The organism is Streptomyces ipomoeae 91-03 (assembly GCF_000317595.1).
Taxonomy (GTDB): Bacteria; Actinomycetota; Actinomycetes; order Streptomycetales; family Streptomycetaceae; genus Streptomyces; species Streptomyces ipomoeae.
On sequence record NZ_AEJC01000191.1, the window covers coordinates 24,299 to 45,649 of the forward strand.

Consider the following 21,351-nt stretch of genomic DNA (forward strand, 5'->3'; position numbering starts at 1 on the left):
ACCCGCACTCGACAGTGCCCCCGCACACCCCCTCCACCCCCGCTCCCCGCACAACCCCCTACGCGCCGCAGCCCACCGCATCCACAACTCCACCCCCACCAGCCGAGACCGCGCCGTAGACGCCCTCCGAGCCCTCGCCATACTCGGCATAATCCTGGGCCACTGGCTGGTGACGGCCCTGGTCTCGACCGGCGGCGGCACCCTCCACACCTCAAGCCCCCTCCAGCACATGCCCTGGCTGGCCCCCATCTCCTGGCTCTTCCAAACCCTGGCCGTCTTCTTCCTGGTCGGCGGCCACGTGGCGACGAAGAGCTACGCCTCCGCCCGAGCCCGAGGCACCACGTACCCCCAATGGCTGGCCACCCGCCTGGGCCGCCTGTTCATACCGGTCGCGGCAGTCCTGACCCTCTGGACGGTCGTGACGATCACCCTCCTGGCCACAGACACCGACTTCGCCACGGTCCACACCCTCCTCAAACTGGCCCTGTCCCCGCTGTGGTTCCTCCTGGTCTTCGCGGCACTGACAGCGGCAACACCGTTGGTGGCCCGCCTGAACCCCCTGTGGCCCCTGGCCGTGGTCCTCCACGTCGACATCGCCCGCTTCGGCCTGGGCGCCCCGGCCGCGCTCGGCTGGATCAACCTGGCGGCGGGCTGGCTGGTCCCGTACGCCCTGGGCGCGGCCTGGACCCGAGGCGAACTGGACCGCCACCGCGCCGGCTGGTTCCTACTCGTATCCGGCGCGACGGCAACGGCGGCCCTGATCACGTGGGCCGGCTACCCGGCCTCGATGGTCGGCGTCCCCGGCTCCCACATCTCCAACCTGACCCCCCCGACCCTGGCCGCCGTGACCTTCGGCCTGGCCCAGTGCGGCCTGGCCCTCCTGCTCCGAGGCCCCCTCCGCCGCACACTGGCACGACGACCCATGGCCTGGGCAGCGGTGGCGGTCGTCAACCTCTCGGCGATGACGGTGTTCCTGTGGCACCAGACGGCTCTGATGGCAACGACCGCCACCGGCCTGGCGGCAGGCCATCTCCCCGGCCTGCACACACCCCCCGACACCTTGACCTGGGTAGCGGCCCGTCTGGCCTGGCTCCCGGTGTTCACTTTGGCCCTCCTCCTCTGCTGGGCCGCGTTCCACACCTACGAGACCCGGCACCCGAACGAACGGCGCCGCCCCGAAACCACCCGGCACCCGAACCAACAGCGCCAACCCAAATCCCCCCGACACCCAACCGAAGCCCGTCAACCCAAGAACACCCCGCACCCGGAAACCCCGCGCCGCCCCAAAATCCCGCAGCCCAGGACGGCGCCCCATGCCTAGGCTGGTCCGAATGAGCGCAGTGGAGAAACGGCTGACCACAGGGCTTCGCATGCTGCGCGAAGACCTGTTGAGCAGCGAGGCCCACCCGCTGCCCCCCTCGGTGTGGCTGCGTTGGCTGCCGCACGGCCTGGTCTTCCTGATCGCGCTCGGCATCACGCTGGGGAACATCGACCAGATGGAGGACCGCTACCACCTGGGCGCGGAGTACACCCTGCTGTGCTCGCTGGCCCAGGGCGCGGCGGTGGCGCTCGCGCTGTGGTGGCCGGTACCGGCGTGGTGGGCCTCCATGGTCGTCACCGTCGTCGTGGCCCTCGGCGTCCGGATCCAACTGTTCCATCTGCTCACCGGGGCGGCCCAGTTCGACCTGACGGTGCCGAACGACCTGCCGCGGGGCAACGTCCCATGGCCGTGGAGCCCGCCCGGGATGATCGCGCACGCCGTGATCCTCTTCCTGCTCGCGCTACGCCTGCCCACCCGCGTCGCGGTCGAGGTGCTGGCGTTGACCGCCCTGGCCACCTATGTCGTCCAGGGAGTCATCGGCGCCCCGGCCTACTCGTCGACGAGCACCCTGGCCATGGCCCTCTTCATCGGCGTCGTCCTCCTCGGCAGCACGATGAGAGGCCGCCGCGAGGCGCGTACCCAACTCGTCGAACAGGCCGGCCTCACCGCCGAGGAACGCGCCCGCCGCACGGTCCTGGAGGAGCGCAGCCGTATCGCACGCGAGCTGCACGACGTGGTCGCCCACCACATGTCGGTGATCTCCATCCAGGCTCAGGTCGCCCCCCACCTGGTGGAGAACCCGCCCGACGAACTGAAGGAGAACCTCAACGGCATCCGGCAGAACGCGCTGGAGGCCCTCACCGAACTCCGCCGCGTCCTCGGTGTCCTGCGTGCCGAAGACCCGGCGGACCCCGACGACCCGCACGGCATAACGGCCGCCGCCGAGGGCACCGCCCCCCACACCCCGCAACCCACCCTGGACCGCCTCGACGCCCTCGTCGAGAACACCCGTGCCGCGGGGCTGGCCGTCACCACCGAGATCCACGGCGACGTACGCCCGCTGCCGCCCGGCGTGGAGCTGTCGGCGTACCGGATCGTCCAGGAGGCGCTGAGCAACGCCCTGCGTCACGCTCCCGGGTCGACCGTACGAGTGGAACTGACTCATTTCCCGCGCGGTCTCCAACTCCGGGTCATCAACTCCAGACCCGACCGCCCGGCCCAGCCGTCACCCGGCGCGGGCCACGGTCTACTCGGTATGCGTGAACGCGCCGCGATGCTCGGTGGCACCCTCATGGCGACCGAAACCTCCCACGGCGGCTTCGCGGTGGTCGCCTTCCTCCCGAGGAACGGCGCCCCCGGCGCCGACATGTCACCCCGTACGACCTCCGGCACCTCACCGGCGACCGCCGGCCTCTCACCGGACACGACAGGAGAAGAGACCCCATGACGAGCGGCACCATCCGCGTACTGATCGCCGACGACCAGCAGATGGTCCGGCAGGGCTTCTCGGTGCTGCTCAACACCCAGCCCGACATCGACGTCGTCGGCCAGGCGGTGCACGGCCTCGACGCCATCGACAAGGTCACCGAACTCGCCCCGGACGTCGTCCTGATGGACATCCGCATGCCCGAACTCGGCGGTATCGAAGCCACCCGCCGCATCACCGCCGAGCACCCGCACATCAGAGTCCTGGTGCTCACCACCTTCGACCTGGACGAGTACGTGTACGAGGCCCTGCGCGCCGGCGCGTCCGGCTTCCTCCTCAAGGACGCCTCCGCAGACCAACTGGCCGAAGCGGTACGGGTGGTGGCGGCGGGCGACGCGCTGCTCGCACCCGGTATCACCCGCCGTCTCATCGCCGAGTTCTCCCGCCTGGGCACCGCGCCCCGCGCCCCGCTGAAGGACCGCGTCGGCGACCTGACCGAGCGGGAGACGGAGGTCCTCGCCCTGATCGCCCAGGGCCTGTCCAACGCCGAGATCGCCGAACGCCTCGTCGTGGCCGAACAGACCGTGAAGACCCACGTGGGCCGCATCCTCGTCAAACTGGGCCTCCGCGACCGCACCCAGGCGGCGGTCTTCGCCTACGAATCCGGCTTGGTCCGCCCTTCCGGCTACTGACGCGCACGGGGTCGGCTTCCGTGAACCGCCCCATAAGCCGCCTTTCAGTCGCCCCCACCGATACCCGTAGTACCTGAGACGGACCTCACAGGACCCATCTCACTGGTGACGACGCCGACCCCGGCCTCCACCTACCGTTTTCCATGTGACCGAGACGACCCAGACGCAGACGATTCCCCCGCCCCGGGGGCCCAAGCAGAGCACCCCGGAGTTCCGGTTCGCGATGGACGCGTGGCACGGACTGCGGCAGGACCTGTTCCACGACGCGTTCGCCTACCGACCGTTGCCGCCCATGAGGATGGACGGCCTGTTCACCAGCCGGCTGTCCGGCCGCCTCCGGGAGTACGTGGCCTGGGCTCCGCACGCGACCGTGGTGGCGGCCGGCCTGCTGTCGCTGGCCATCGCGACCTCCGCCGGCGAGCGGGGCAGCGAGTTGGGCGTGGTGGTGTGCGCCCTCCTGTCCCTCGGCCCGGTCATTCTGACGCTGGTCCGGCCCGTGGGAGCCTTCTGGGTGTCCATGGCGGCGACCCCGCTCACCGCGGCGTTCAGCGACATGTGGAGCGACTGGCCATGGGCGCCCGGCAGCTTCGCGGCCCACCTCGTGGTCATGACGGTCGTGGCACTGCGCACCCGGCCCCGCATAGCCGCCTGGATGTGGGCGTTGACCTTGGCGTACGGAGTGCTCCTCGAAAGCCTCCTCGGAGCGGGGCACTACTCGTCGAACACGGGTTCGCTCCTGATGGTCTCCGCGATGGCCCTGCTGGCGGTGTCCGCCCTGAACATACGCCGCACGGCCCAACGTGAGGTGACCGCGCAGCAGACGGTGACCGCCCATGAGCGTTCCAAGCGCACCCTTCTCGAAGAGCGCACGACGATCGCCCGCGAGCTGCACGACGTGGTCGCCCACCACATGTCGGTGGTCGCCATCCAGGCCGAGGCCGCGCCCTACCGCGTGGAGAACCCGCCGCCCGAGCTGGAGCAGGCCTTCGCCACGATCCGGGAGAACGCGGTGGCGGCGCTGACCGAGCTGCGCCGTGTCCTCGGGGTGGTCCGCGCCGAGGACTACGAGGCCCCGGAGGCCCCGCAGCCCACCCTCGCCGACCTCGACGGCCTGCTGGCCAATGTGCGGGACGCCGGCCTGACGGTGGAGAAGGCGGTCACGGGAGCGGTGCGCGAACTCCCGCAGGGCGTGGAGCTGTCGGCGTACCGCATAGTCCAGGAGGCCCTCAGCAACACCCTGAGGCACGCACCCGGCGCGACGGCCCGAGTGGAGATCGCCTACGTACTGGGCGGACTCGGCCTGCGCATAGTCAACGGCCCCTCTCCGGAGGTGACCATGGTGAAGTCCACGCACGGCGCCGGCCACGGCATCACCGGGATGCGCGAGCGCGTCACGATGCTGAACGGCGAGATGACCACGGGCGAGACGGAAGAAGGGGGCTACGAGGTGACGGTGTTCCTGCCGGTGGCCACCGTGAGCGAGGGCGACGCATGACCGGCTCGACCATCCGGGTGCTGATCGCCGACGATCAGATGATGGTCCGCGAGGGCTTCTCGGTGCTGCTCGGCGCGATGCCGGACATCGAGGTGATCGGCGAGGCGGTGAACGGGCGGGACGCGGTCGACCGGGTCCGGGAGCTCTCGCCGGACGTGGTCCTGATGGACATTCGTATGCCGGAGCTGAACGGCATAGAGGCGACGAGGGAGATCGTGGCCGCGGACGGTGGAGCCAAGGTACTGGTCCTCACCACCTTCGACCTCGACGAGTACGTGTACCAGGCGCTGCGCGCGGGGGCCTCCGGCTTCCTCCTCAAGGACGCCTCGGCCCGCCAACTGGCCGACGGCGTAAGGGTGGTGGCCGCCGGCGAGGCCCTGCTGGCTCCGTCCGTCACGAAGCGCCTGATCACCGAGTTCTCCAAGCTCGCCGAGAGCCCGAAGCCCTCGGCGGCGGCCCAGCTGGCCTACGGAGAACTCACCGAACGCGAGACGGAGGTCCTGATCCTCATAGCCCAGGGCCTGTCCAACTCGGAGATAGCCGAACGCCTGGTCGTGGCCGAGTCCACGATCAAGACCCACGTAAGCCGAATCCTGGTCAAGCTGGGCCTCCGCGACCGCACCCAGGCGGCAGTCTTCGCCTACGAGGCGAGACTGGTCACACCGGCGTGACAGGCCACACCGGCGTGACAGGTCACCGGGCGTGACAGGCCACACCGGCGTGACAGGCCACACCGGCGTGACAGGCCACCGGGCGTGACAGGCCACCGGAGGTGACAGGCCACCGGGCGCGTCAGGCCACACCGGCCTGACAGGGCCGGCCGCGCCGACGCGATGGCCGCCCAGTGCCACATGGGGGAGGCCCAGTGCCACACGGGGGAGGGGAGGGGGAGGGAGGGGGGAGGGGCCCCCGAAGGGCTTTGTCGAGGTCAGGCGCCGAGTTCCCCCTGTTCATCCGCCCGATCGCGGGTTAGCGTCCCCGCATGGCAGCTGCATCCGACCTCGCGTTCGATCCGTGGAACCCCGACTTCGTGGCCGACCCGTACCCGGCGTATGCCGAGCTGCGGGCGGCGGGCCGGGTGCTGTACTTCGAGCCGACGAAGCAGTGGCTCGTGCCGCACCACGCGGATGTGTCGGCGCTGCTGCGGGACCGGCGGCTGGGCCGGACGTACCAGCACAGGTTCACGCACGAGGACTTCGGCCGCAGCGCGCCCCCGGCGGAGCAGGAGCCGTTCCACACGCTGAACGACCACGGGATGCTGGACCTGGAGCCCCCGGACCACACCAGGATCCGGCGGCTGGTGTCGAAGGCGTTCACGCCGCGCACGGTGGAGCAGCTGAAGCCGTACGTGGACCAGTTGGCCGGCGAGCTGGTGGCGGGGCTGGTGGAGGCCGGCGGGGGTGATCTGCTGCGGGACGTGGCGGAGCCGCTTCCGGTGGCGGTGATCGCCGAGATGTTGGGCATCCCGGAGGCGGACCGGGCGCCGTTGAGGCCCTGGTCGGCGGACATCTGCGGGATGTATGAGCTGAACCCGTCGGAGGAGACGGCGAAGAAGGCGGTGCGGGCGTCGGTGGAGTTCTCGGAGTACCTCCGGGAGCTGATCGCGCACCGCAGGGCGCAGCCGGGCGAGGACCTGATCTCGGGCCTGATCGCGGCCCACGACGAGGGTGATCGCCTCACCGAGCAGGAGATGATCTCGACCTGCGTCCTGTTGCTCAACGCGGGCCACGAGGCGACGGTGAACGCCACCGTGAACGGCTGGTGGGCGCTGTTCCGCAACCCCGACCAGCTCGCCGCCCTCCGCGCGGACCACTCCCTCGTACCGGCGGCCGTCGAGGAGCTGATGCGGTACGACACCCCGCTGCAGCTCTTCGAACGCTGGGTGCTGGACGACATCGAGATCGACGGCACGACGGTTCCGAGGGGCGCGGAGATCGCGATGCTGTTCGGCTCGGCGAACCATGACCCGTCCGTGTTCACCAACCCCGAGAAACTGGACCTGACCCGCGAGGAGAACCCGCACATCTCCTTCAGCGCCGGCATCCACTACTGCATCGGCGCTCCCCTGGCCCGTATCGAACTGGCGGCGTCCATGAGGGCCCTCCTGGAGAAGGCCCCGACCCTGACGCCGACGGCGGAGCCGAAGCGGAAGCCGGGGTTTGTGATCCGGGGGTTGGATGGCCTGAGCGTGGAGGTGCGGTGATCACACGTTCGGATGAACGTGTGGAGGGGACCGATCGGTGGTCGAGGGCGGCTCGGCAAGCTGGTGCCTGCCTGCGAAGGGAGGCACCATGACGGTTATGGCGCAGCACACGTCTCAGATGTCCGTGGAGGAGTTCGAGGAACTCGCCGCGCATGTGGCCAAGAAGTTCGACGCCGTCAGGTTGGAGTTCATCAACGGACGGGTCGGGATCAAGGGCATGACGGACGGCAACCACAGCGAGGTCATCAGGTGGCTGCAGGAGAGCTTCCTCATGGCCGGCACGGGGCTGTGGCTGTATGGGGGCGGAGAGCTGGGACTGCGGATCGAGAAGTACCGCAAGGGGCGGGCGCTTCCCGATGCCGTGCTCGCGCCCCGGGGAACGTTCGCGGGGAAGGGGGACTGGGCCGAAACCGCCGGAGTGGTGATGACGGTCGAGGTCACCTCGTACGACGCGGACACCCACCGTCGTGATCGAGAGGAGAAGCCCGCTGGCTACGCCGACTCCGGGATTCCCTACTACTTGCTGATCGACCGGGACGACCACTCGGTCACACTCTTCAGCGATCCGGATCCCGGCGGCGGATACCGCAGCGCGGTCAGGAAGGCGTTCGGCGCGAAGCTCTCCCTGCCCGATCCCCTCGGCATCGAACTCGACACCGAGGAACTCAAGCAGTACGTCGACTGACCGTTTGCCGTGGCACCGCTGCCCCCGGGCCCAGTTTCCAGGGCAGCGGCACGCCGGTCGCCCCCGCGCGACAGAACCCCAGAACCCGGCGCTCAAGCTCAAGCGTGCTCATGCCTCGTTGACGTCCCCAGATCGGCGCCCCGACCCGTCGCCGTCGACCCACCGCCCACGTCAGCAGAAGGCAGGCGACGGCCGGAACGGCGGCTCCGGCGGCGATGACCAGGGGGAGTTCGGTGACGAGGACGGTGTAATCCGTGCCCTCGCCCTCGAAGCCGCCGCCCATATGGCGCCGCGTACGGGGCGAGGAACTCCACACGAGGGTGGCCGTCAACGCCCCCACCGCCGACAACGCGCACCCGCCGCACGCCAACGCGCTCCGCCGACCCCCCTGCCCCCGCTCGTCCGGTCGCTCCACGAACGCAAGGACGCGCCCCGTTCCGCCGTGGTTCTCCACGGGGAGGGGGCGCGCCCCTGATCACCGGACCAGTGGATCACTCAGCCACTCGACCACTCAGCCACTCGACCACTCAGCCACTCGACCACTCAGCCACTCGACCATCGAACCGAACCACTCGGCCCTCCGCCCACGTCCGCTCATGTCGAGAGGTCCCGCCTCCGCAACCCCGCCAACCCCCCGGCCACCAGTACCACCGCGAGCCCGGTCAGTGTCAGTACCGGTCCCCACTCCATCTCCCCACCCGGCAGCTTCGGCAGATGCCCGAAGGGGGAGACGTCGAGGAGAGCCTGCGGAGCATTCAGCGCGGGGCCGATCCAGCCGATCAGGAGTACGGCTCCGGCGAGGCCCCAGGTCGCGACCGCCGCCCGGGGTGCGAGCCCGTACAGCAGTACGGCGATCCCGCCGATCACCCACACCCCGGCGACCTGCACCAGGCAGGCACCCAGGATCGGGCCGAACTCCTTGCCGTAGCCGGCGGTGAAGCCGAGGCCGGCGAGGAGCATGATCCAGACGGTGCCGCCGAAGGCGACGGCCAGGTGGCCGGCGGCCCAGCGCAGGCGGCCGACCGCGCTCGCGAGGACGGGTTCGGCGCGGCCGGAGGTCTCCTCGCCATGCAGGCGGAGCACGGCGCCGACGATGTACAACGCGGCGATCAGGCCCATCATGCCGATCATCGAGGCGAGGAACGCGTTGGTCAGTCCGGCCTGGCCGCCCATGCGTTCGAATATCTGGCGGGCGTTCTCGTTGTCGCCGACGAGGTCGGCCGCGCCCTCGGTCAGCCCGCCGTAGACGAGACCGGTGAGGAAGAAGCCGATGCTCCAGCCCAGTACGCTGCCCCGCTGCAACCGCCAGGCCAGCGCACCCGCCGTGGTCAGCCGACCGGACGCCGGGCCCGGCCGGGTCGGCAGGAAGCTCATCCCGACATCGCGGCGCCCGGCGAGCCCGTACGCCACCGCGCCCTGCGCCGGCGTCGCCGCCACGAACAGCAGCAGCACCCACCACCGTTCATCCGCGAACGAACGCTCGTTCGCCAGCCATCCCAGCGGCGACAGCCACGTCAAAAAAGACGAACCGTCGTTCTCGGAGGCGTCACCGGCCGCCCGCAGCACGAACGCCGCGCCCAGCACACCCGCCGTGAGCCCCCGCGCCAGCCGCGCGCTCTCCGTCAGCTGGGCGACGACGGCCGCCATCGTCGCGAACACCATCCCGACGCCCGCGATGCCCAGCCCGAACGCCAGTGCGCTCGCCGCCCCGTACTGCGCCAGCCCGGCCGCGACCAGCAGCGCGAGCACACCGTTCGCGACGGCCGCCGTGAGCAGGGCGGCGGTCAGCGAGGCCCGGCGTCCCACCATCCCGCTCGCCACCATCTCCTGACGGCCGCTCTCCTCCTCGTCCCGCGTATGCCGGATGACCACGAGCAGGCTCATCACGGCGGCCAGCGCACCGGCGTACACGCCCACGCGCCACGCCGTCAGCGCGCCGAGGGAGTCGTCGAAGACAGGGCCGATCAGGGCGCGCAGCGAAGAGTTCGTGCTCATCTGCCGCATCAGGTCGGCGCGTTCGGCGGCGGTGCCGTACAGGCCCTTCAAGCTGTTCGGCATGGACAGGACCATCAGGCCGATCACCGCGACCCAGACCGGGACCATGACCCGGTCCCGACGCAAGGCGAACCTCAACAGGATCCCCGTACCGGCCAGTTGAGGGCTGCGCCCGCCGGATCGTGCGCCGAACGAGCCGCCGCCCCTGGAGGCGGTGGTGGCGGTGGTGGCGCTCATCGCGCGCTCACCGCGCCCCGCGCACCCTCTGCGCCCTCCGTGCCGTCCGTCGGCCCTGCCGCGCCCCGTACGTCGTCCTGGTAGTGCCGCAGGAACAGCTCCTCCAGCGTCGGCGGGGTCGACGTCAGCGACCGTATGCCCGACTCGCTCAGCGAGCGCAGTACGGCGTCGAGTTTGTCGGTGTCGACCTGGAGTCGGACCCGGTTGCCCTGGACGTCGAGGTCGTGGACGCCGGGGAGACGGGTCAACCCGTTGGGCGGGGAGGCGAGTTCGGCGGAGACGCTGGTACGGGTCAGATGGCGCAGGTCGGTGAGGGAGCCGGTCTCGACGGTGACGCCCTTGCGGATGATGCTGACCCGGTCGCAGAGTTCCTCGACCTCGCTGAGGATGTGCGAGGAGAGGAGGACCGTACGGCCCCGGTCCCGTTCCTCCCGTACGCACTGCTGGAAGACCTCTTCCATCAGCGGGTCCAGGCCGGAGGTCGGTTCGTCGAGGATCAGCAGGTCGACGTCGGAGGCGAAGGCGGCGACGAGGGCGACCTTCTGCCGGTTGCCCTTCGAGTACGTGCGCCCCTTCTTCGTGGGGTCCAGCTCGAACCGCTCGACGAGGTCGGCCCGGCGCCGCGCGTCCAGCCCTCCGCGCAGCCGCCCGTACAGGTCGATGACCTCGCCGCCGGCGAGGTTCCGCCACAGGGTCACATCACCCGGGACGTACGCGATCCGGCGGTGCACCTCCACCGCGTCCGCCCATGGGTCGCGGCCGAGCACCTGCGCGGCGCCCGAGTCGGCGCGCAGCAGGCCGAGCAGAACGCGGATGGTGGTGGACTTTCCGGCTCCGTTGGGGCCGAGGAAGCCGTGGACCTCGCCGGTCTCGACGGTCAGGTCGAGCCCGTCCAGCGCGTGGGTCCGTCCGAAGGACTTGTGAAGTCCCGAGACGGTTATGGCCTTCGTCATGCTTCAGAACGTACACTTCTTTCAGAAATTTGTGAAGTTAAGGAAACGTATAAAAGCGCCGTAGACTGAGCGGTGGTGTCTGACCAGGGGAGATGATCCAGGGATGACGGAATCGAAGGCCGAGGCGAGGACGGCCGGGCGGGACGCCGAATCCTCCGGCCGGGACCCGGAGTCGGTCTCGCGCTTCGTCGAGCACTTCGCGGCGCAGTTGGTCGAGGCCGGGGTGCCGCGGATGCCGGCCCGGGTCTTCGCCGCGCTCCTGGCCTCCGACACCGGCGCGCTGACCTCCGTGGAGCTGGGCGAACAGCTCCAGATCAGCCCCGCGGCCGTCTCCGGCGCGGTCCGCTATCTCGCCCAGGTCCACCTGGTCTCCCGCGAGCGCGAGCCCGGCTCCCGGCGCGAGCGCTACCGCGTCCACAGCGAGCAGTGGTACGAGGCCATCACCAACCGCGAGGCCCTCATCAAGCGCTGGGAGGACGCCCTGCGCGAGGGCGTCACCAGCCTCGGCGCCGACACCCCGGCGGGCCGCCGCCTCGCCGAGACCCTCGCCTTCTTCGAGTTCGTCGAGGGAGAGGTCGAGGCGATGATGGGGCGTTGGCGTGAGCACCGGGACAGGGTGTTCGGCCGGGGCTGACAACTCGCCTTGTACTAAAGGGAGGTGCCCTTCGGTACAAGACGAGTTCGGGACAACTCCCGTCATGCACTGGTGAGTTGGGGTATGAAGCTCATACGTTGAATGTCGCCTTCCGCCGCACCGGACCGTAATCCGTACGGTCCGCGCGTCGCGGCGGGGACGGGGGACATTCAATGGGCAGGACAACGACGAGCCGTCTCATAGCGGGCTCGGTGGCGGGCTTCGCGCTCGCCGGGACCCTGGTAGGTACGTCTTCGGCCTCGACGCAGTCCGCGTCGGCGGAGAATCGATTCGCCGCCATGCGGTTGGGTGCCGTGGAAACCGTGCAGGTCAATGCGGCCGCGGTGCCGAGCTGCAAGATCGGGCAGATCGTGATCACCCGGACCAGCATGTGCCTGGACACCAACGCTCGTGTCGACGTGTACCGCAACGGCAAGAAGACCGGCCAGGCCACGTTCCACATCAGGCACTCCATGACGCTCCGGGCCGGAAAGCGGAACTGGAAGGAGACCTTCACGGTCAGCAAGGCCAAGCTGGTCAACGCCTCCGGTATCCGTATGAGCGTGCGCGTGGGCGCCGGCAAGGGCATCACGACCAAGGTCGACTTCCCGCAGGGCTCCACCCTGGGCCCGGCCCGCAGCGGCAAGGTGGCCTACAAGACCAACGTGGGCAAGAAGAAGAAGCAACTGACCTCGTCCTCCTACCGGTTCACCTTCACCAAGCCGGGCTACACCCTTGGGACGTTCAAGTACAACTCGGCGAGGTACCGGTGCGACGACATGTTCTGGGGCAAGAAGAAGCGCACGAGGGCCCCGGGGTGTGTGTTCCCGCAGGCGGGTGCCGTGGTCAACATGGGGGATCTGCGGTACATCGGCGAGAACATCCGCAACGTACGCAAGAAGGGCGGCCATTACGGCGAGCCCGGGTACGGCAAGCCGCTGCACGCGATCAGCAACGAGAAGCAGATCGACAGGAACCGCGACGCCGTGTGCGGCAAGGCCAAGCCCACGCCGGCGGAGAAGGCAAAGGGCCTGACCTGGTGTGACGAGTACCCCTTCGCCAGCACGAAGGAGGGCGGCACCGCGCTCCCGGCGTCGCAGCGGGGCATCAAGTTCGTACCCCCTTCGGAGCAGCAGACTCAAGGTGGCCGGGTCTCCGGGTTCAAGAGGACGTACCGGGTCTTCGACGGTGACCCGTTCTACGTGGCCGCCTGAGACCACGCGCTGTACTGTGCGGCTCCCCGCCCTTGCCCTGGGGTGCGGGAGCCGCCGCCGCTGAATGGAAGGAACGGTATGAACCGCCCTGTGCGCCATGAGGTCGACTTTCGCGCGGATCACGGCCAGTACTGGGTGATCGGCACTCTCGAAGACGATGAGGAAGTCCCCCAGCCGAAGGAGTCCAAGCGCGACTCCGGCACGCTGGAGATCTCCCGGAAGGGGCGTGCCGGACACATCGGCACGCTGACGCCGTACGGGGATGTCCACCTAGTCTTCGAGTTCCACCAGCAGGCGCCCGCGATGGACACCTCCGACTGGCGGGAAGTGGTCGAAGGCAGCATGCGGTTCGCGGGAGAGGTCTTCCTGCACAACCCGGCCGATGATCAGGAGATCGTTCCCGTCCCCGGCGGCGCCACGGAATTGTCCTGGTGGCGGGTCCGCGTGCACATCCGTACGCAGTCGGCGGCTCCGGGCCTGCACCCTCCAGGCGTGAAGGAAATGCGGGAGACCCACCTGATCCAGCTGTGGCCCGCCCTCAAGAGCCCTTATGAAGTCATCCTCCCGGACCGGTCCGGAGCCGATGAATCCACCGAGGCCGACGAGTGCGTCGCCGGTTCCGCGGCGATCGCCTTCAGGGAGCCGTCGCACACCCTCACTCTGTACGTCGGGGACGGAGCACCGCAGATCCCCGCCACCGGTGAACTGCTCGTGATCTCGCCTGACGGGCGCGGCGCTCGTATCGCCACACAGGGCTGGGGAGACAAGTTCCTGTTCGGCACCGTCGTCTCCTTCACCCGGGCGCTTCCCGCCGAGGCGCGGGAGTGGGAGATCGAAGCGGAGTTCACGCTGAGCGGGCCCGGCGGCGACCTGCGGGTCGTGCCGGACGAGGACGAGGAGTACGCCGACACCGTGCCGTTGCCCGGCCCGGACGCGGGAGACAGGTGGCACGTCATCGTCTACGTACGCGGCAGGGACCCGCGCAGCGAGGAGGGCGAGTACTACGTGACGGTCTGGCCCGAGCCGTAGGCGAGGCCTGCTACGCGCCGCCCTTGTCCGAGCCGGTGTCGGTGCGGCTGGCCAGGCGTTCGTAGCGCTGTCGGGCGGCCTGCGGGGTCTGGAGGCCGAGGCCGAAGGCGATCTCCGGCCAGGTCATGCCGCGCCCCCGGGCCATTTCCAGGAGGCCGACCTCCAGCTCGTCCATCTCACCGCGAGCGAGGGGCACGAGCGTCAGCGCGGCGGTGATGTCCGCGCGGTCGACCTCCGGTTCGCCGTCTTCGAGGAGTGCGGCCCCGCTGAGCAGGAAGGAGACGAGGCGGATAGCCTCGTGCGGCCCGAGTACGTGGGGATGGGACTGGCGCCGCCGCTGCCCGTCCGTGGCCGCGTGCCGCTCGGCGATGCGGAACAGCGAGGCGTACGTGCGCTGCGCCCGAGCCTCGTCCGCGCTGGGAGGAGAGAAGGGGTCGGTGGGGTCGGCGGGGCCGGTGGCGGGATCGGTCGGCTGGGGAGACGTTGACGACATACGGCCAGCATCGAATGAAAACAACTTGTTGTCAACGGATTATTCCTGACGAGGTGCGTACGGTCATGGGGACGGAGTACTCCGCCGCGCCCTGCTGGCCGCCCTCCTCGCCTCGCGGTGCCCCTTGCCCAACCGCACCGAGGGGAGACAGGTGACCCCCTTCCGGCGGCAGGCGTCCTTGCAGGCCACGGCATGGTCGAGCCGCGCGCTGAACGTGGCCATGACCGCGTCTTCCGGCGATGCCTCCGGCCGCGCCTTCGGTTCGCTTTCGTTTTCGTTCTTGCTCAAGTCCATCTCGGTCGCTCCTCATCGAAGTGCGCCGTGACGTACGGCCGTACGATGTCCCGCTCCGGGTTCACCGGGTACTCGGTGCGCACGTTCACCTGCGCGTGCGGTGGCTCCCAGCACGGTTCGCGGGGGAGCAGCGGCAGCCACCGGCCGTGGGTTGCCCGGTGCCGTTCCGAACGGGCGGCCCAGCGTCGCCACCGTCCGCGTTGAGGACTGAGGGGTGGCGCCGACGTCACCTGCTGCAATGCGACTCCTCGGGCACGAGGAAGTACGCCCACACGCACTTGGTGAACGGCCGCGCCTCGCACCCCCACCGCTCCGAGAGCGCGGCGACCAGCGTCAGCCCGCGCCCCCCCCGTCGCCCTCCGGCTCCCCCTCCGTGTGCGGCACCGGAAGCCGCCCCTTGTCGGGGTCCGACACCTCAAGCAGCAGCCCACACCCCCGGATCGACACCACCACCTCGACCTCGGCGAGGGCCACCCGACAGTGCCGTACGGCATTGGTGACCAACTCGGTCGCCACGGTGGCGATGTCATCGGCGAGTTCACCGTCGAGGGCCCAGTCCTTGAGGATCCGCCGCACCGCCGCGCGGGCCTCCGGAACGTGTCTTCTGCGTTTGGGGATACGGAAGGAGTCGCGACGCGGGTGGGTGGGGCGTGGAGCGAGTGCGGGCATGGCGATTGGACCCCCTGACGTGCAGTCAAGTTCACGCCCTGTAGTGGTGCGTGCACCATGAGGCTAGAGCTCAAATCGATTGGCTTGCAAGTGGAAAGTTCTCATATATGTCGGCTTCCCTCTTTGGTGGTCGCACGCCCTAGAGTTGGTGCGACCTGAGACCGGCTCTCGCAGGAGAGGGGAAGCAATGCCCGCAGGGGGACGGCCGACCGTGCGCAGTAGGCGACTTGGGGCTGCGCTCAAGCGTTATCGACGGGCCGCCAAGATCGACCAGGCGCACGCGGCAGGCGTGCTCGGTGTCGATCAGGCTCGGGTCAGCCGTATAGAGAGCGGGCACGTGACCGCGCGCATCCTTGAGGTCCGCGTACTGCTGGATGCGTACGGTGTGAACGACCCCGAAGTTCTCGCCAAACTGGAGGACTTGGCCAAGCGGTCCAAGCATCGCGGGTGGTGGCTCGAACATGCGGCACACCTTCGACAGGACTACCTCGACTACATTGCGTTGGAGGACGACGCGACGTACATCCGGGAATGGCAGCCGGTCGTTGTTCCGGGGCTTCTGCAGACTGCTGCGTACGCGGAGGCCGCTATCGCGGCGACGCCTCACTACATCGCCCCTGAACGAATCGCTCAGTTGGCGAAGGTGCGCGAGGCGCGGCAGGCAAAGATCGAAGAGGGCGGAGCGACGTACACCGCCATCCTCTGGGAAGCGGTCGTCAGGCACCCCTTGACGAGCGTCTCGATCCACAGGGACCAACTGTCCGCGATCCTTGAGGTCGGAGAACGGCAGAACGTCACCGTCCAGGTGCTCCCGTTCGGCGCGGGAGCGATTGCAGGTTCCACCTCCGCCTTTCAGTCCTTCAGCTTCGAATCTGACCCGACTGTCGAAGCCGTAGCCTTGGAGAACCTGCGGGGTGCTTCTGTCCTTGAAGCGCCCGAGGATCTGGCGGCTTACGCCAATTCGTTCGACCAACTACGATCGGCAGCACTGGCACCAGACGCCAGCGCGCGACTCATCCAAAGCGCACTGCAAAGCAGCGAGGAAGACGCATCGTGACCGAGGTCATAGGCCCCTTCTGGAAGTCGTCGTACACCGTCGGCGAGAGCCAATGCGTCGAGGTCGCCTTCACCTCCACCGGCGGCCGAGCCATCCGCGACAGCAAGAACCCCCACGGCCCCCTCCTCCACCTCACCCCCACCGGCTGGCACGCCTTCCTGGCGGGGGCCAAGCGCGGCGCGTTCAGCTGACCGTCCACTCGAAGTGGTCACTGCCGCCAACCGCCGTACACGCGTGCCCTATTGACGCCCTCTGCCGCCCGGGGCAAAGTCGTGCAATCGGATGCAATCGCATCGGCACCGGGAGAGGGAATGCGGCTACGTTTTCTTGGCATCATCCCGAACACACCTGACACGGACTCGCCGACGATCTGGCTGGACGAGGACACGGGAGACCTGCTCGTCCAGTCGTACAAAGCCACGGAGGCCGAGGTGAAGGTGTGCCAGGAGATCGGCTCCGTCCCCGGCCACTCGACGGACGTGCCGGATCACGAGACGATCATCCGGCTGCCCAAGGTCATGTTGCAGTACATCCCGCGCCCGGAGGACAGCGCCAGTGACGAACCCCGTTCTTGAGGGGCTGGCCAGGGCCAAGCGTTCAGCGGTTCACCTCGAAATGCGCGATGCCTACCAGCCCAGTGACCCCGAGTTCATCGAGTGGCAGAACGGCAAGCGTCTCGACCCCACCGCGGACCGATCGACGTGGTGGCGTCCATTCCTGGACGTGGTGACCGAGACGACGGAACGCGGAGTCGTGATGAGACGGGCCCGGATCGTCTCGGAACCGGTGACGGACTACATCAAGTACGAGTACGATGTGACGTTCCCCAATGTCACGGCCGGTGAGCTGGTCCGGTGGCTGCCCCGGCGAAGGGCGGCGGACATCCCGCTCCCCGGAACCGACCTGTGGATGTTCGACAACTCCTCGGTGCTTTTCACCTACTTCTCCGGAATCGGAGAGGTGGTCGACCGTGAATGGCGCACTGAGCCGGCCGTGGTGGAGTTGGTCGGTACGGCGTTCGAAACGGTCTGGGAACGGGCCACGCCGCACGAGGAGTACAAGCCGGTCTGACCGGTCTGCACCATGCCCGCATCAGGCTCGTCAAGTGTTCAGGCAGCCCGGCGCGTCCTTGCCGATCGTCTCCGGGAGATGTGCAAGGACGCCGGGTTGGACGGCAAGGGACTTGCACAGGCGTGCGGGTGGCATCCGTCCAAGGTGTCCCGGATCTCGACGGCGAAGACCTCGCCGTCCGAAGACGACATCCGCGCCTGGTGCCGGGCGTGTGGGAAGGAAGATCAAACAAGCGACCTGATTGCCTCTCTCCGGGCTGTAGAGGGCATGTTCGTGGAATGGCGCCGGATGGAGCGTGCGGGGCTCCGACAGGCGCAGGAAGCCCGCTTGCCGCTGTACGAGCGAACCCGTTGGTTCCGTTCGTACTCACCCGGGCTCGTACCCGGACTCGTTCAGACGTACGGCTACACGGAAGACGTGCTGCGAGGGGTCCAGCGCAGACGGGTGGAGATCGATGACGTGGCGGACGCCGTGGCCGCGCGCATGGAGCGTCAGCACGTGCTTTACGAGGGACACCGTCGCTTCGCATTCCTGATCGAGGAGTCGGTTCTAAGGAACGCACTTGGCGAGGTGGCCACACAGCTCGAACAACTTGAGCACTTGCTCACCGTCGGTTCGCTGCCCAATGTCAGCCTGGGTGTGGTGCCCATGCGGCTGGGACGTTCTCGGATGCCGGTAGAAGGATTCTGGATCTACGACAAAGCACAGGTCAACGTCGAGTTGGTCTCCGGCTATCTCACCCTCACCCAGCCCAGTGAGGTAGCGGCGTACGCCGACACGTTCGCCGTGTTGGCGGCCACCGCGGTCTACGGCACGAAGGCCCGCGCACTGATCACGACGGCCATGGGCTCGCTCAGATGATCACCCTGCAATCACCTGCAATCGCCTGGTAGTTGGGGAGCGTGGGTTCCTAGCGTTGTGGCCATGGCGCCCGATGTCGAGGGCGGTGTGGCACCCACAAGAAGCCGAGGAGAGGAACACCATGCACCAGACCACGGTCACCGCCCAGCCGCGCTTGCCCTGGGGCATCAGCCGGATGCGTCCGTACCCCAGCACCTACCAGCCCGGCTACGCGACCGCCGAACTCGACCACGTCACCCAGACCACCGTCTTCCGCGACGCGCTGGGTGGTGTCGTGGAGCTGGGCAAGCACGGAACCAGCAAGGGAACCGAGACGCAGCCCCAATCCACCAACCAGGACAGTCGCAACGACACGGACCACGACCAGGACAGCGAGCAGGACTGATGACCGGCACCGGAGCGGTCGCGGTCGTCACCGAGGTGGACGATGTGACCGCCGACATGGTCATCACCGAACTGAACGAACGTGGTGTCCCGGTCGTGCGGTTCGACCCCTCCGACATCGGTGACCGCCTCCTGCTGTCAGCCCGGTTCGGCGCCGGCCTGGAGGCCACCCCCGTGGGCCGCCTCCGCACTCCCTCCAGGAACACCACTCTGGAAGGGGTGCGGTCCTTGTACTGGCGTCGCCCGACGTGGCCCCATTTCGAGCATCTGGGCGACCCCGACGCCCGGTTCGCGGCCGCTCAGGTCCGTCATGGCCTCGGCGGCACGCTCTACGCCCTGGCGAACTGCCGCTACGTGAACCACCCGCTCAGCAACCACGCGGCGGAACACAAGCCCATGCAACTGGCCGTGGCCCAACGCCTTGGCCTCACGGTCCCGCCCACACTGATCTCCAACGATCTGGCCACCATCCGCGCCTTCATCACCGATCACGGCCAGGCGATCTACAAGACACTGCGCTGGACCCCCTACCGGCGCGGCGACGGCATGGGGCTGACCACCTGGACCGAACCTGTCACCGCCGACGAGGTGGACGAGAGCGTGACTGTGGCCCCGCACCTGTTCCAAGCGCGCGTCGACAAGGTCGCGGACGTGCGAGTGGTCGTCGTCGGCCCGAAGGTGTTCGCCATCCGGATCGACTCCGACCTGTTGGACTGGCGGGCCGATTACAGCGCCCTGACCTACCAGCCCATGACTCTGCCCACTGGGATGGAAAAAGCCCTGACCGCCCATCTGGAGCACTTCGGTCTCGCCTCGGGCAGCTTCGACCTGTGCATCACTCCTGACGGTGACCTCCGCTGGCTGGAGCTGAACCCAAACGGCCAATGGGGTTGGCTCGAAGACGAGACAGGGCTGCCGATCGCCGCCGCTTTCGCCGACCTCCTGGAGCAAGGAGCCACAACGTGATGCCTCTCGACCCCGCACGGCTCCGCCGCGCTCTGGCCGACCACCTGGAAGAGGGCGGCGTTCTGAAGACCCCCGCATGGCGGAAGGCGGTCGAAGCCGTACCCCGGGAACGGTTCCTCCCGTCGTTCTTCAAGGACGAGACCGGCCTGGACGGTTTCACCCGCTACACGCCCGTGAGCCGCGACACCGGCGAAGACGAGTGGCTGACGCTCGTCTATCGGACCGAGACCTGGGTGACGCAGATCGACGGTCACGTCACCCCCGAGACGGCCGACGGTCCGGTGACCGGCTACCCCACCTCGTCCTCCACGATGCCCGCGACCGTCATCGGGATGAACGAAGCGCTGGACGTGGACGACGGCATGAGCGTGCTGGAGATCGGCACGGGCACGGGCTATTCCACAGGCCTGCTGTGCCATCGACTGGGAGAGGACAACGTCACCAGCGTGGAAGTGGACCCCCTCGTAGCGCGGCGGGCAGACGCGGCATTGGAGGAGGCGGGGTATTCGACATGGACTGTCACCGGGGACGGTCTCCTCGGGCATCCCAGCCGCGCACCGTATGACCGAACCATCGCCACCTGCGCCGTCCGCCGCATCCCCTACGCGTGGGTCAGACAGACCAGGCCCGGCGGAATCATCCTCGCGACGGTAGGCCCCAGCGCCTGGTCCTACGGCACGGGCCTGGCGAAGCTCACCGTCAAGGACGACGGCACGGCGGAGGGCCGGATCATCGGCCGAACCTCGTTCATGCCTGCCCGAGCGGAGGCAGCCGTCCCCCTCTCGGGAGATCTGTCGGCCCGCGCCGCCCACGCCGACACAGAGCGGCGGACCAGTCTCTCCCCGGACGTGCTGAACGACTGGATGCCCGCCTTCCTGGCCCAGCTCGCCGCACCCGGTACCCAACTCGTACGAGCCGTCAGTGGTAGTCGGGAGACGGTCTACCTGTTCGACACCAGCCGTGAAGCGTTCGCCGCCCTCACCGCCGACGGCGACGAGTGGCACGTCCGGCAAGGAGGACCGGTCGCCATCTGGGACGCCGTCGAACGCGTGGTCACCGCGTGGCGGGACGCCGGCGAACCCGACATCACCTCCGTCCGTATGGAGGTCACTCCCAAGGCGCACGCCTACTGGATCGGCGGACAGCGGATCACTACCGAGGCCCGCTCGTACTGGATCGGCGACCACCCGGCTCTCCGCTGGAACCACGCACACCCCCCACTCAGCGCCTGACCACGCTGGCGCGCCTCCGCATGCTCGCCCGGCACATGCCCAGGAGCCGACCTGCATCCGGGACTGACAGTCGGTGTCGGTACGGCGCCCGGATCCAGCGTGGCGGGGCGGTTTTCGGCGGCTTCGCTGAGGGGATCTCAACTATGCAAGCGCGCAGCTCATTCGGCGCGCACTACAGAGAAGCAAGGAAGACACACCGTGACCGAGGTCGTAAGCCCCTTCTGGAAGTCGTCGTACACCGCAGGCGAGGGCAACTGCGTCGAGGTCGCCTTCACTTCCACCGGCGGCCGAGCCATCCGCGACAGCAAGAACCCCCACGGCCCCCTCCTCCACCTCACCCCCACCGGCTGGCACACCTTCCTGGCCGGTGCGAAGGACGGGCGGTTCGACCAGTAGGCCGGCGGTACAGGTCGGCGCCCGTATCTGACGGACTATCGTGG

Annotated in this window: 23 protein-coding genes; 19 read left to right on the plus strand and 4 right to left on the minus strand. The window is 68.7% G+C overall.

What is annotated here, in order from left to right; translation table 11 throughout:
- Window positions 1–79: 79 nt before the first annotated feature.
- From STRIP9103_RS12585 to STRIP9103_RS12615, 7 genes are all read left to right on the plus strand, one after another.
- Window positions 80–1,321: an acyltransferase family protein gene (locus STRIP9103_RS12585; protein ID WP_048820182.1), complete on the plus strand. Its 1,242-nt coding sequence runs from the start codon at window positions 80–82 to the stop codon at window positions 1,319–1,321.
- A gap of 10 nt (window positions 1,322–1,331) precedes the next feature.
- Window positions 1,332–2,768 carry a sensor histidine kinase gene (locus tag STRIP9103_RS12590; protein ID WP_078613887.1) on the plus strand — a complete coding sequence of 479 codons (1,437 nt, stop codon included), beginning with the start codon at window positions 1,332–1,334 and terminating at the stop codon, window positions 2,766–2,768.
- Window positions 2,765–3,439, plus strand: a complete 675-nt coding sequence (locus STRIP9103_RS12595) for a response regulator (protein ID WP_009309385.1) — start codon at window positions 2,765–2,767, stop codon at window positions 3,437–3,439. Before STRIP9103_RS12590 ends, STRIP9103_RS12595 begins: the two co-directional genes overlap by 4 nt.
- A 145-nt stretch (window positions 3,440–3,584) precedes the next feature.
- Window positions 3,585–4,934 (plus strand): sensor histidine kinase, encoded by a 1,350-nt coding sequence (locus STRIP9103_RS12600; protein ID WP_009309377.1) that lies wholly within the window; start codon window positions 3,585–3,587, stop codon window positions 4,932–4,934.
- On the plus strand, window positions 4,931–5,605 hold the full coding sequence (locus tag STRIP9103_RS12605; RefSeq protein ID WP_009309391.1) for a response regulator: 675 nt from the start codon (window positions 4,931–4,933) through the stop codon (window positions 5,603–5,605). Before STRIP9103_RS12600 ends, STRIP9103_RS12605 begins: the two co-directional genes overlap by 4 nt.
- 311 nt (window positions 5,606–5,916) lie before the next feature.
- A complete protein-coding gene (locus tag STRIP9103_RS12610) occupies window positions 5,917–7,137 on the plus strand; it encodes a cytochrome P450 (protein WP_009309403.1) in 1,221 nt (406 codons plus the stop codon).
- Window positions 7,138–7,225: 88 nt separating this feature from the next.
- The gene (locus tag STRIP9103_RS12615) at window positions 7,226–7,822 is read left to right on the plus strand and encodes a Uma2 family endonuclease (protein WP_009309346.1); all 597 of its coding nucleotides are present in this window, start codon (window positions 7,226–7,228) and stop codon (window positions 7,820–7,822) included.
- Window positions 7,823–8,416: 594 nt separating this feature from the next.
- Here STRIP9103_RS12615 and STRIP9103_RS12620 read toward each other — a convergent pair.
- A complete protein-coding gene (locus STRIP9103_RS12620; RefSeq protein ID WP_009309371.1) occupies window positions 8,417–10,054 on the minus strand; it encodes an ABC transporter permease in 1,638 nt (545 codons plus the stop codon).
- Complete coding sequence (locus STRIP9103_RS12625; protein WP_009309392.1) at window positions 10,051–11,007, minus strand: ABC transporter ATP-binding protein; 957 nt, start codon at window positions 11,005–11,007, stop codon at window positions 10,051–10,053. The genes STRIP9103_RS12620 and STRIP9103_RS12625 overlap by 4 nt, the downstream gene beginning before the upstream one ends.
- A gap of 103 nt (window positions 11,008–11,110) precedes the next feature.
- On the opposite strand from STRIP9103_RS12625, the gene STRIP9103_RS12630 reads away from it, so the two are divergent.
- The 3 genes from STRIP9103_RS12630 to STRIP9103_RS12640 all read left to right on the plus strand — a co-directional run bounded on the left by STRIP9103_RS12630 (window position 11,111) and on the right by STRIP9103_RS12640 (window position 13,884).
- Window positions 11,111–11,641: a GbsR/MarR family transcriptional regulator gene (locus STRIP9103_RS12630; RefSeq protein ID WP_009309389.1), complete on the plus strand. Its 531-nt coding sequence runs from the start codon at window positions 11,111–11,113 to the stop codon at window positions 11,639–11,641.
- Window positions 11,642–11,814: 173 nt separating this feature from the next.
- On the plus strand, window positions 11,815–12,855 hold the full coding sequence (locus tag STRIP9103_RS12635) for a NucA/NucB deoxyribonuclease domain-containing protein (RefSeq protein ID WP_009309401.1): 1,041 nt from the start codon (window positions 11,815–11,817) through the stop codon (window positions 12,853–12,855).
- Between the two features lie 78 nt (window positions 12,856–12,933).
- A complete protein-coding gene (locus tag STRIP9103_RS12640; protein ID WP_009309442.1) occupies window positions 12,934–13,884 on the plus strand; it encodes a hypothetical protein in 951 nt (316 codons plus the stop codon).
- 10 nt (window positions 13,885–13,894) lie between these two features.
- Here the strand turns inward: STRIP9103_RS12640 and STRIP9103_RS12645 are convergent, their stop codons facing one another.
- Both STRIP9103_RS12645 and STRIP9103_RS12655 read right to left on the minus strand, forming a co-directional pair.
- A complete protein-coding gene (locus STRIP9103_RS12645; RefSeq protein ID WP_009309344.1) occupies window positions 13,895–14,377 on the minus strand; it encodes a hypothetical protein in 483 nt (160 codons plus the stop codon).
- 627 nt (window positions 14,378–15,004) lie between these two features.
- A complete protein-coding gene (locus tag STRIP9103_RS12655) occupies window positions 15,005–15,340 on the minus strand; it encodes an ATP-binding protein (protein WP_234022187.1) in 336 nt (111 codons plus the stop codon).
- A 187-nt stretch (window positions 15,341–15,527) separates the two neighbouring features.
- On the opposite strand from STRIP9103_RS12655, the gene STRIP9103_RS12660 reads away from it, so the two are divergent.
- The 9 genes from STRIP9103_RS12660 (at window position 15,528) to STRIP9103_RS12700 (ending at window position 21,307) form a co-directional block, all read left to right on the plus strand.
- Complete coding sequence (locus STRIP9103_RS12660) at window positions 15,528–16,397, plus strand: helix-turn-helix domain-containing protein (protein ID WP_009309369.1); 870 nt, start codon at window positions 15,528–15,530, stop codon at window positions 16,395–16,397.
- Complete coding sequence (locus STRIP9103_RS12665) at window positions 16,394–16,588, plus strand: DUF397 domain-containing protein (RefSeq protein ID WP_009309387.1); 195 nt, start codon at window positions 16,394–16,396, stop codon at window positions 16,586–16,588. The genes STRIP9103_RS12660 and STRIP9103_RS12665 overlap by 4 nt, the downstream gene beginning before the upstream one ends.
- A gap of 120 nt (window positions 16,589–16,708) precedes the next feature.
- Window positions 16,709–16,972 (plus strand): hypothetical protein, encoded by a 264-nt coding sequence (locus tag STRIP9103_RS12670; RefSeq protein WP_009309379.1) that lies wholly within the window; start codon window positions 16,709–16,711, stop codon window positions 16,970–16,972.
- Window positions 16,953–17,468, plus strand: coding sequence for a DUF6879 family protein (locus STRIP9103_RS12675; protein WP_009309345.1), 516 nt, complete (start codon window positions 16,953–16,955; stop codon window positions 17,466–17,468). The genes STRIP9103_RS12670 and STRIP9103_RS12675 overlap by 20 nt, the downstream gene beginning before the upstream one ends.
- 12 nt (window positions 17,469–17,480) lie before the next feature.
- A complete protein-coding gene (locus STRIP9103_RS12680) occupies window positions 17,481–18,329 on the plus strand; it encodes a helix-turn-helix domain-containing protein (RefSeq protein WP_009309394.1) in 849 nt (282 codons plus the stop codon).
- A gap of 121 nt (window positions 18,330–18,450) precedes the next feature.
- Window positions 18,451–18,714: a putative ATP-grasp-modified RiPP gene (gene tgmA / locus STRIP9103_RS12685; RefSeq protein ID WP_009309382.1), complete on the plus strand. Its 264-nt coding sequence runs from the start codon at window positions 18,451–18,453 to the stop codon at window positions 18,712–18,714.
- On the plus strand, window positions 18,714–19,679 hold the full coding sequence (gene tgmB / locus STRIP9103_RS12690) for an ATP-grasp ribosomal peptide maturase (RefSeq protein WP_009309334.1): 966 nt from the start codon (window positions 18,714–18,716) through the stop codon (window positions 19,677–19,679). The genes tgmA and tgmB overlap by 1 nt, the downstream gene beginning before the upstream one ends.
- Entirely contained in the window at window positions 19,679–20,911 is a 1,233-nt protein-coding gene (tgmC, locus tag STRIP9103_RS12695) for an ATP-grasp peptide maturase system methyltransferase (RefSeq protein WP_048820170.1), read from the plus strand. Before tgmB ends, tgmC begins: the two co-directional genes overlap by 1 nt.
- A gap of 198 nt (window positions 20,912–21,109) precedes the next feature.
- A complete protein-coding gene (locus STRIP9103_RS12700; protein ID WP_009309408.1) occupies window positions 21,110–21,307 on the plus strand; it encodes a DUF397 domain-containing protein in 198 nt (65 codons plus the stop codon).
- The last annotated feature ends 44 nt before the right edge of the window (window positions 21,308–21,351 follow it).